A 10,678-nucleotide genomic window follows, 5' to 3' on the forward strand; every position below is an offset into this window, starting at 1 on the left:
AATTTTAGACTTATTTGTATCTGAAAGTTTGGCGCCAAAACAGCCTCACCTTAACCCAATGGAGAAAGAATGCTGGATTTTCATAAATCAGACATACCGGTTGTATTTGTGGATGATGAGCAGTCAGAGCTTGATGCATACAGTTTTCTGCTTCAATCCATGGGGGTGAAAAAGATTATCACCATAAAGGATAGCAGAAGCGTGATGGCCACCCTTGAATCTCTTCTCACCTGTGTGGTGTTTCTTGATCTGAATATGCCCCAAAAATCTGGAAAAGAGGTTTTGCAGGAATTAAAGGTGGCAAGACCGCATATTCCAGTGGTAATCTGTACGGCAAATTCCGACATTGAAACAGCGGTGGAATGTCTGAAACTGGGTGCCCATGACTACCTGGTCAAGCCAATAAACATGAATACCTTTGGGTCTGCTTTGAGAAATGCTCTTGAGATCTCTACTCTCAGGCAGGAGGTGATGAATCTAAAGGGGTTTTCCCTCTCCCAAAAGCTTAATCATCCTGAATATTTCAGGGAAATAATCACAAAAAGTCCTGCCATGTTTACCCTGTTTCATTACATTGAGGCCATTGCTCCAAGTGGTCAGCCTGTATTAATTCTTGGGGAGACAGGATCGGGAAAAGAGCTTACTGCAAGGGCTATCCATGATGCAAGTGGAGTTACCGGAGATTTTGTGGTGGTGGATGTGTCAGGTCTTGATGACCCGCTATTTTCAGATACCCTTTTTGGTCATAAAAGGGGTGCCTATACCGGAGCGGAAAAGGATCGTCCGGGCCTTATTAAAAAGGCTAACAATGGGACGCTCTTTCTGGACGAAATCGGGGATTTGACAAAGGTCTCACAGATTAAGCTGCTGCGTTTGGTTCAGGAGGGCCTTTATTACCCTTTGGGGTCGGATCAACCTAAAACGAGCAGCACACGGATTATCACGGCCACCAATAAAAAACTCAATCACCAGGTCCATAGCTCTGAGGGAGCAGAGGAGGAGAACTCCTTTCGCATGGATCTTTTTTATCGTTTAAGCACTCACCTTTTGATTCTTCCGCCACTTAGGGAACGAACCGAAGATATCCCGCTTCTGGTGGAGCATTTCAAGGCCAAGGCAGCAGATCAGATGAACAGGGAAGTTGTATCAATTGCAGATTCCCTTATTGCCATACTTTCCACACATCCCTTTCCAGGCAATATCCGTGAACTCAAGACATATATTTTTGATGCTGTTGCCAGATGCACCACCAGGGAGCTGACAGAGAATGATATCCTTGATCGGCTTAAACCAGGAATGGGTGTTGCTACAAAACTCCGTAAGGATTGTGCCATAGATGAAAATTCCCATAAAGATCAAATGGGCGGCATAGATGCTCTTGAATACATTTTCGGGGGCTTCCCTACTCTGAATCAGTTGACGGAGTATGGGATTGACCAGGCTTTGAAACGATCTGGAAATAACCAGAGTAAGGCCGCTGGTATGCTGGGGATATCCAAACAGGCGTTGAGCAAGCGGTTAAAAAAAAGACGAAAATGATCAATTGCTTTTAGCACAATTGCCTGGTTGATTATGCTGGATTGTTCAGCATTAGTCAAAGAATTTGGTGGCTGTTAAGGGTAAAAAAAATTACCTGAGCAATGAAAAGCCCATAACAGCAACACCAAGTTCAAGTTTGTCATGTATGAGATGGTTTTCAGGTATAGCATTTAAAGCCTCTATGCTTAGTCCAAGGGGGACTCCAGGTGCAGCCACAAGGGTTTCAGGATAAATAAATTCTTTGCCGATGGTATCATCAACAGGGGTTGCTTCAATAATCAAGCGGTGATTTGCCAGCTCTTTTTTGATATCAGTTGCAACCTCTATATGGTTTTTATGATTGTGGAGAAAGTTTTTGTTTATTTTTGACTTTAAAAGTTGGGCTTTTTTCTCTGCAATATCATAAAGTGTAATTTTTGCTCCGAGATTAATAAGCGTTTCTGCTGCACTTTGTCCAACAGGGCCGCAACCCATTACAAGCACATTTGTTCTTGCAACCTTTTTTGCCATTATCACATTCGCTCTTTTAAGCCCTTTTGCCATCATCACATCCTCTCTTTCAAACCCTTTTGCCATTAAAGCCAGAGCTGTTGAAAATGCCCTTCCTGTGGCTTCGCTGTTGTCAACAACCTTCCTTGTATTGAGGTTTATCCCCACAAAACGGTTGTCATCGGACATCATTATTGCATCTGCTTCGTCTTCAAATGCTTCTGCTATTCCTGATGAGTCTTTATTTTTAGTTACAGATGCTTTAAAGCCAATGTGTTTTAATATAGCACATACGGTTTCCGAAAATGTTGATATGATCCCGAGACCGGCGGTTACAGGAACTACTTTGATATTGAAGTTTTTTATATTTTTACCGTTGAAATATCCTTCATTTTTTTCATAGTCGTAAGAATTGGCAGTCATGGCAATTTCTGCAAGATTACAGCCTGTCTTTGCAAAAAGACTACGATCATAGCTCTCAAGTCCGGTTTCAATATCTTCAATGTCGGTACTTTTTAATCTTGTCATTTTAACCACCTTTGTATGGAATCAATGCAGGCGTTTCTTTTATTTTGAACGTCTTTATTTGAATTGCCGCAAAAAATCAAAGTCGCCACAAATTGTGAAGCATCTTCTCTGAAATCAGTAATGGCCTCGTCAGCACCAAAAAAGTCTGTAATAAGATATAGCGGGGTTCCTGTTGACATTATGTGTTCTCCACAGAACTCGATTGAGCTTACGGTTTTCTTTTGTAAATCATATGATTTTTGTAAGTTGTATAAGGCATCTAATGAAGCATATTTTTTATCTCGATTCTGTTTTTCAATGTGTTGCCCTGTATTAACTTTGATGTGTTCATATATGACATGTTTTTTTGATGCTTTACTCTGGATTGCTGTTGATGCTCCACAACTTTTTTTAATTGTTGGCAGATGGCTGTTAACAAAAATTTCCCCCAGCATTTCGACCATATTGATTCCGGTGGAGTGAAAAACCGCTGTTGGTGTCTGACTTGGCAGACGTGCGTCAATCTCAAGAACCTTGAGTCTGTTTTCATGGAGAATCACTTCAACATCCATAATACCTTTAAGATTAAGTGACTTTGCAATGGAGATACTTATATTTTCAAAGGATTCAACAAGATGCAAAGGAATATCAACAGGGGATGTAACCCGACAGCAATCATAAAGGTCGTCCATGAAAAGCTCTGTTATCTCAAGAGCCCTGTAATTTCCATTAAATCCCATGACCTCAATTGAGTATGAAGGGCCGTCTATATACTGCTGAATAACAGGAAGTTCGGTTGATGATTCAAGATTTATGTATGATTGGAACTCTTTTGCTGATTTTAAAATTGTGATTCCTTTGCTCCCGCTTGCATTGTCTGGTTTGCCAATGGCCGGAAAACCGCAGTGAGGCCATGGGATAGGGGCAGGGATGCCAATGTCTGCAAAAAGTTTGTCAGACTCTTTTTTGGATGATGATACAGCATATGCTTCTGGTGAAAAAGCAAGCGGAATATTATGCTCATCTGCAAAGATGGTAAGAGCATCAAGCGCTTGTTTGTTTTCAAGTGCCGGAAGGATAAAATCAGCATTTTGGAAGGCTTTTTTTATTGTAATTTGAGTATCTTTTTTAACTGCATTTTGAGTGCCTTCTGTTGTTGTAATTTCATTGGGTTTTCTAACTTTTTTGATAAAGCCCCCTGCTCTTGTCAACTCTTTTAAATCAAGCTCAATAAATTTGTGGCATAATCCTGATGCCGGCGGGCGGGGTTGTTTGTCAATTACAGTTACATGCCATCCGGCTTTCAGGGCAAGATATGCAGCTTCAACACCCTGGAGATTCCCTCCTGCAATTACAATTTTCATTTAATTTTTTCCGCCTTTTTTACCGTGAAAATGGATACAAATTTTTATGTTATGGGGTGGCTGAATGACAGGCATGTCCGTTTACAGTGAAAAGATCCGCATCATTTTGGTGGGCAGATAAGGTTGGGTAATTTTCTACATAAAGGCTTGTTTTGTTATATTTTTTTGGAGAATCATTTAATGGCTTTGTAATGCATGAAGAGAGTTTTCTCATGGAAATCCAGTGATTGAAATCATCACATGAAGCAGGAACAAGCGAACATTCTTCCAGAACAGGCAGGATGCTTTCAGGTGTTCGTCTGGCATCTTCAATGTCAAGGGATGAGTGAGCAACTCCTGCAAGACCTTTTCCAGGGGGTACAAGGGATGTGACAACATTTGCACCTGCATTAAGTCTTTGTCTTAGGCCTGAAAGGCCATCAATATCAAGGGATGCAGGAATCAGTCTGTCAGGAAAAAGGGTTCTCATTACAGATATTGTTAAAAGCTCTTTTTGAGGGTCAACATATGGATGACGCTCCAGAGGAGTGCCATTTTGGGGTATAAATGTCATGGATCTTGTCTGGTCAGCATCCATTGACTTCATTTCAAACAGGGAATTTACAGTATCGTCAATAGTATCTCCTATGCCGCTTAAAAGTCCCTCTTCAATCAGTAATCCCGCTTTTTTTGCATAAAGTTTGCTGTTATAACGTTCGTCATAATCCTGATCTTTACGAATTTTTTCAAAAAGGCTTCTGTTATGGGTTTCCTGGTAGCATGCATAAAAGGCTGCTCCTGCATTTTTGAAATCCGACATAAGTTCAACAGGAATTTTCCCAAGTGATATCATGACAGGAAGGCCGGTCTTTGCATGGATTGATGATACCATATCCACAACTGTTTTCATTCCATCTGGCTGTTGATTGCCCATCCACTCATGGTGATGTTTGTTCATGGCTTCATGGAGGTGCTTGTTCGTGCTTTCATGGAGGTGTTTGTACGTGTTTTCATGGAGGTGTTTGTACGTGTTTTCATGGAGGTCATTGTTAATGTTTTCATGCTGGCTGTAAAATTTCAAATCCTCTCCCATGGTAAGATCAATCAGATGAACTCCGGAATCAGCCATATGACAAGCTGTTTCAATTACCTCTTCAGGTGTTTTTCTGTAGCGTACAAGGCCCTTGTTTGATTTTCTGAAATGGCAAAATGTACAGTTGTTTCTACAATGAGTGCTGAAATAGATAAACCCATACATAAATACCTTGTTTCCAAAATGTCGTTTTCTTATTGTTCTGGCAACTCTTTTCAGAAGTTGAATCTCTTCTTGTTTCTTCAGAGAGAGAAGAAAAGTTGTTTCAATCATATCAGGTGTTTTACCGGACATTATTTTGTTTAGTATTAATTCAAGCATATCCCGGGCTTTGTACCTGGGATCACTGTATTCTACCTGAAACATTTATTTTACTCCAAATGGGTAATAATCTGTTCGTTTATGCAGCAGAAAAAAAAATCATATTTGAAACAGATTGTCGAAGGTTTTCTTCATTTTTTTCATATTAATGTTGATATCCAGTTTTCAATTTTGCAAAAGTGTAAAGTAATCATGAAACATAGCAGATAATCAAGTTGATTATAATCATCAACATATAAATGACAAACAAAAAGTGCATGCCCTGGTGGTATATCAGATACGTTTTCATGGTGAAGTTGATTTATATATGGTAGAATTTTTTATTTCTGCATTTTTGGGGGTTGGTTCTAACTTCAGACACCCTCTCAAAAATTATCATTGGCCGAAATTAGAACCAACTCCCATTTTTGAGTAACTGCACGGCTGTTAGATTACATCAAGTATTATGTCGCAGATCATAGGGATACAGAGCCTCTTTTGGGATTGTTGGAATCTTCAGTTCCCGATGAGGCAAAAGATGCCCTGGAGGATGAAACCATGCGGCCTCATTTTGCCGAAACCCTTGAAGGTGGAGTGATTATGATAAAGGAAATTACTGTTGGAAACTGGAAAAGTTTCGAAAATGCAACATTTTATATTGATCCCCTGACGATACTGATCGGGGCAAATGCAAGCGGTAAATCAAATTTACTGGATACCTTTCTTTTTTTGATGAGGATTGCTTCAAATTTTTCCATTTCACAAGCAATTAATGGAGACGTCAATTTGTTGCCAATTCGGGGCGGTTTTGAATGGGTTTGCCGCAAGCCGTATGATAAATTTACAATTACGGTGATTACTGAAAAATCAGAAAAACAGGATTATCAATATGTAATTAATTGTAAAGTGAACGATGCAAAAGTAGATGTTTCTTATGAGGCACTGTCAATCCTGACACAGTCTGGAAAAAAAAAGCAGATCAGAGAGAAGTTTCTATTCAAAACAGCAGAAGATGAATCAGATTCACCGGGCTTGCCCACCTATTTTAATACGGGCACACAAGGCCGAGGAAAACGAATCGACTTGAATCGCTCACACGCCATTTTATTCCAGGCGGAAACGCTTAATCTCCGAAAAGAGGTCGTTGATGCGGTCAAAAAAATATTGAATGAATTGCGGTCAATATTTGTATTTGATCCGATTCCAAGCCACATGCGGGATTACAAACCGTTTGCTGATACGCTCCAATCCGACGGTTCCAATATTGCCGGTGTCCTTGCGGGTTTGGAGAGTCAGAGGAAAGAAGAGGTAGAAAAAGCGCTGACACATTACCTGAAAGACTTGCCGGAAAAAGATGTCAAACGGGTATGGACTGAGCCGGTGGGTAAATTTAAAACCGATGCCATGCTTTATTGCGAAGAAGGCTGGGGAACTGAAAAATATGAAGTGGATGCCCGGGGCATGTCTGACGGCACGTTGCGTTACCTGGCCATTGTAACTGCACTTTTGACCAGAAAAGAGGAGAGTTTGCTGATTATTGAGGAAATTGATAACGGCCTGCATCCATCAAGGGCAAAAATTTTGATTGATATGTTGAAAACACTGGGACTAAAGCGAAGTATAGATGTTGTTGTAACAACGCACAATCCCGCCCTGCTGGATGCATTTGGCAACACAATGGTTCCTTTCATCACCGTTGCACATCCTGAGGAGCGGACGGGTTCCAGCCTTCTCAGGCAACTTGAAGATATTGAACAGTTACCCAAACTGATGGCAGGCGGAACCATCGGCAGGTTGTCAACCGAAGGGGTTTCAATGTAGAGATATTTACTGGAGATCAAGGATTGAAGTCTTATGAACCGGCGCAACCTGAAGAAGTTCCACGACGGAGAAAAAGACGATGATGACAATAAAAACGAAGCTACTTGTGTATTGTCAGCATTAATGCTTATAATTGATTGTTTTTATTAATATTAAGCTGACTTCGATACAATCTTGAACACTGCTTGCGCGATTCTGCCATCCTTGCATCCCGGGCATTTGCCAGGTTTTTTAAAACTGTTCCTTTTCTTGAATTGAAATCCGCAACTCAGGCAATAATATGGGTCAATATGTAATTTTTTGTTTTGGTTTTTGACAGATTTTTCTATGGATGCCAGATGATAAGAGACATCTTTTTCACTGATACCAACATCCTGGGAAATATCCCGTGCAGTTGACGGAGAGTTTTCAAGAAGAGTTATTATTTGCTGCCTGATTGTTTGCATACTTTCATTGTTCATTTTTCTTTACCGTGAAACTATCTATATTTTGGGTTTCGGGGTGCGCCGGAATTCAGCCATGAACATTTTCCCTTCAAAAGCCTCCTGTTTTTTCCTTTAATATTGCATTAAGCCCACCATCATCTGCAATAAGATCTATACCACTCACTGTAATTTGAAAAAGAAAAAAATCCACATCTCCCCTTATAAGCCCATGGTCGTGGAGATAATGAAGATTAATATTAAAATCAGGATCTTCATGGGTATATAGGCTCTCTTTCAACTTTGAAATATCCACGCTTGCTGGATAACTCTGCTTTAGCTTTTCAAGGATTTTCAGTTGTAGTTTTCTGTCAGGGAACATATCAGTATTTCCTTAGCTTCAAAAGAGATCAATTTTCTTGACATTGTCTATTTTTCCTGTTGTATGTCAAACTTTCTGTTTCTCTGTTGGCTTTCTCCTTATTCCGATTTTTCAGTATGTTATATTGTTCGGGATAGAGAGATTTTAAACACTCCGGACAGATTCCATGACTGAAGTCTGCTTCTGAATGATCTTTGATATAGGATTCAAGTTGATTCCAGTAACCTTTATCATCACGGATTTTTTTGCAGGAAGAGCATATCGGTAATAGACCACTTAATATTTTGATGCTGTTTGAGGCATCCATAAGTTCCTGATTTTTTTCTGCAAGCTCATTTCTCTGGCGGCTGATTTTTTCAATCATTATTCTCATTGTTTTTCGATAGTTATGTATGGTTACACACATAATTGAGAAAAATAAGGCTATGCAGATGATATATACGACCCAGTGGCTGTAACTGGTTGTCAGGAACTCTGCATTGAGTGCTGGCATTGTAATGCCTGAGCAGAATCTAATTGCCACAATGCAGCATAATAAAAGATATGATACAATGAATATCAGGGTTGTACGGTATGAATAGAAAACTGCAACTATTACTGCTGCTGCTGGAAATATAAACACAGAACCGCCAAGCATTCCAAGGTAATATACTCCTGTAATACTACCTGCTGAGAATAGGGTTATAATGGATAGTGCTTTATGATTGGTTTTGATTTTTTTACGTTTAATGGCGAGAATCACTATTGAAGTTACAATAAGTAGGTTAAGAATGTCTCTATACGTCCAACCAATATACATTGCTCTTATCTGTGTACTCGCAAAAGCTGTAACAGCAGCAATGGCTGAAACAATTAAAATTTTATTGATCAGGAGGTCTCGCAGTCTGCTATCACAATCATAGTTTGATTGACATTTTTCCATATTTGAAAAATTACCCTGAATCAGTGGCATAATACTTGCCGTTTAGAAAAGAAATTTTATTGTTGCAATAATTTGGGTGTGTTGTTGATTGAGTTACTTTTAAATTAAGGAATGAGCGCGAAATAACATACCCATTTTAAAATCTAAACATACCGAATATACTATTTTTGAGCATAATAATAAAGTGTATTTTTTTTGTCACCTTTTCTTATTATTTCAGGGAAAGTTGACAGGGAGATTTTTAAATAGATATTTGGGCATGTTTCATTTTCCGCTTTACACTTTCCATAATTACGTGCCCTTTTTTAGGGGATCATCCTCCAAAAAGTGTAAGGTACTTTTGACTTCAAATGAAGGATACCGAGATTTGCCTAAGGATACCGAGATTTGGCTAAGAATACCGAGATTTGGCTAAGGATGCCGAGATTTGGCTGCAAAAAAATACGCCAGTCATTAAATACGTCAGGAGCAGTAAAAAAGGATGAAAAATTCAATTTTAATAATAAACGGACTTCTGTTGACCATGGAACAGGAAATGCCACTTGTGGAAGACGGGGCAATATTCATAAAGGATGGCATCATAGTTGATTGCGGCACATCAAGGGAAATTGCGAAGCGTCATGGAAGAGTTGAAACTGTTATTGACGCAGAGTCACACATAATAATGCCAGGTCTTGTCAACTGCCATACACATCTGCCCATGTCAATGTTTAGGGGCCTTGCAGATGATCTGCCCCTTGATGTGTGGCTAAATGAACATATTTTTCCGGCAGAGGCAGCAATGTTAAATCCCGATTCTGTAAAAAAATGGGCATTGCACTCCTGCATGGAGATGCTTCTTGCCGGAATCACAACCTGCTGTGACGGCTATTTTTATGAAGATCAGGTGGCAGAGGCGGTTATGGCATCCGGAATGAGGGCGGTTCTTGGTCAGGGTGTAATTGATTTTCCGGCTCCTGGTGTTCCTGAGCCTGCAAAAAACATTGATGTTGCCGAAGATTTTGTCAGGAAATGGAAATCTTTTTCATCAACAAACAAATCTTATGTGCAAGATGCCGGACATTCCAGAATACAGGATGCCGGATATTCCAGAGTTGTACCATCTGTTTTTTGCCACTCCCCTTACACATGTTCAAGGGAGACACTTATAAAGGCAAAGGAGATGGCCAAAAGGCTTGGAGTGCTTTTTCAGATTCATGTGGCTGAAACAAGGGAAGAGATGAACATGGTAAGGAGAATCAACTCATCAATAAGCGGTGATGAATCAAGAGATATGTCAGTGGTTCAATATCTTGACTCTGCAGGAATTCTGGATGATAAGACTCTTCTTGTTCATGCTGTCTGGATAAATGATGCAGACATGGAGATCATAAAAAGTCGTTCTGCAAAGGTTGCACATTGTCCAGAATCAAATATGAAACTTGCATCAGGTATTGCGCCTGCCTGGAAGCTTGTGCAGGAAAATATATCAGTGGGACTTGGAACAGATGGCTGTGCCTCCAACAATACCCATGATCTTTTTTCTGAAATGGACATGGCAGCAAAGCTTCAGAAGACAGCTTTAATGGATCCATGTGCAATGGATGCAAGAAGTGTTGTTGAAATGGCAACAATCGGCGGAGCAAGGGCCATCGGGCTTGGCCATATTACAGGTTCAATAGTGCCCGGGAAAAAGGCAGATATAATCGTTGTTGGTCTGAGAAAGCCCCACATGGTTCCTGTATATAATCCCTGGTCAACTGTTGTTTACGGGGCAAAGGCTTCAGATGTTAGAGTTGTCATGGTGGATGGTACTATTCTTGTAAAGGATGGTAAATTTTTGAACCCTGATTTTCATGATTAAGGGATTATCCACTCGAT

The 10,678-nt window shown here is 40.0% G+C and carries 9 protein-coding genes; 3 read left to right on the forward strand and 6 right to left on the reverse strand.

Features of this window, described 5'->3' with window-relative positions; all coding sequences use genetic code 11:
• The first annotated feature begins 69 nt into the window (after positions 1-69).
• Positions 70-1,539 (forward strand): sigma-54-dependent transcriptional regulator, encoded by a 1,470-nt coding sequence (locus MTBBW1_RS20540; protein WP_080806651.1) that lies wholly within the window; start codon positions 70-72, stop codon positions 1,537-1,539.
• 90 nt (positions 1,540-1,629) lie between these two features.
• On the opposite strand, the gene MTBBW1_RS20545 is transcribed toward MTBBW1_RS20540, so the two are convergent.
• From MTBBW1_RS20545 to MTBBW1_RS20555, 3 genes are read right to left on the reverse strand one after another with little or no spacing between them, the layout of a single operon-like run.
• On the reverse strand, positions 1,630-2,556 hold the full coding sequence (locus MTBBW1_RS20545) for an NAD(P)-dependent oxidoreductase (RefSeq protein ID WP_080806653.1): 927 nt from the start codon (positions 2,554-2,556) through the stop codon (positions 1,630-1,632).
• Entirely contained in the window at positions 2,553-3,899 is a 1,347-nt protein-coding gene (gene pylC, locus MTBBW1_RS20550; RefSeq protein ID WP_080806654.1) for a 3-methylornithine--L-lysine ligase PylC, read from the reverse strand. The genes MTBBW1_RS20545 and pylC overlap by 4 nt, the downstream gene beginning before the upstream one ends.
• A 49-nt stretch (positions 3,900-3,948) precedes the next feature.
• Positions 3,949-5,337, reverse strand: a complete 1,389-nt coding sequence (locus MTBBW1_RS20555) for a radical SAM protein (RefSeq protein ID WP_080806656.1) — start codon at positions 5,335-5,337, stop codon at positions 3,949-3,951.
• A 432-nt stretch (positions 5,338-5,769) separates the two neighbouring features.
• On the opposite strand from MTBBW1_RS20555, the gene MTBBW1_RS20560 reads away from it, so the two are divergent.
• The gene (locus MTBBW1_RS20560) at positions 5,770-7,092 is read left to right on the forward strand and encodes an AAA family ATPase (RefSeq protein ID WP_222424123.1); all 1,323 of its coding nucleotides are present in this window, start codon (positions 5,770-5,772) and stop codon (positions 7,090-7,092) included.
• Positions 7,093-7,244: 152 nt separating this feature from the next.
• Here the strand turns inward: MTBBW1_RS20560 and MTBBW1_RS20565 are convergent, their stop codons facing one another.
• The 3 genes from MTBBW1_RS20565 to MTBBW1_RS29190 all read right to left on the reverse strand — a co-directional run bounded on the left by MTBBW1_RS20565 (position 7,245) and on the right by MTBBW1_RS29190 (position 8,818).
• The gene (locus MTBBW1_RS20565; protein WP_080806658.1) at positions 7,245-7,553 is read right to left on the reverse strand and encodes a winged helix-turn-helix domain-containing protein; all 309 of its coding nucleotides are present in this window, start codon (positions 7,551-7,553) and stop codon (positions 7,245-7,247) included.
• 73 nt (positions 7,554-7,626) lie between these two features.
• Positions 7,627-7,896 (reverse strand): hypothetical protein, encoded by a 270-nt coding sequence (locus tag MTBBW1_RS20570; RefSeq protein WP_080806660.1) that lies wholly within the window; start codon positions 7,894-7,896, stop codon positions 7,627-7,629.
• Positions 7,897-7,924: 28 nt separating this feature from the next.
• Positions 7,925-8,818: a hypothetical protein gene (locus MTBBW1_RS29190; RefSeq protein WP_222424124.1), complete on the reverse strand. Its 894-nt coding sequence runs from the start codon at positions 8,816-8,818 to the stop codon at positions 7,925-7,927.
• 481 nt (positions 8,819-9,299) lie between these two features.
• On the opposite strand from MTBBW1_RS29190, the gene MTBBW1_RS20580 reads away from it, so the two are divergent.
• Positions 9,300-10,661: an amidohydrolase family protein gene (locus MTBBW1_RS20580; protein WP_080806663.1), complete on the forward strand. Its 1,362-nt coding sequence runs from the start codon at positions 9,300-9,302 to the stop codon at positions 10,659-10,661.
• Positions 10,662-10,678: the final 17 nt, after the last annotated feature.

It is taken from the genome of Desulfamplus magnetovallimortis (assembly GCF_900170035.1).
GTDB classification, from domain to species: Bacteria; Desulfobacterota; Desulfobacteria; order Desulfobacterales; family Desulfobacteraceae; genus Desulfamplus; species Desulfamplus magnetovallimortis.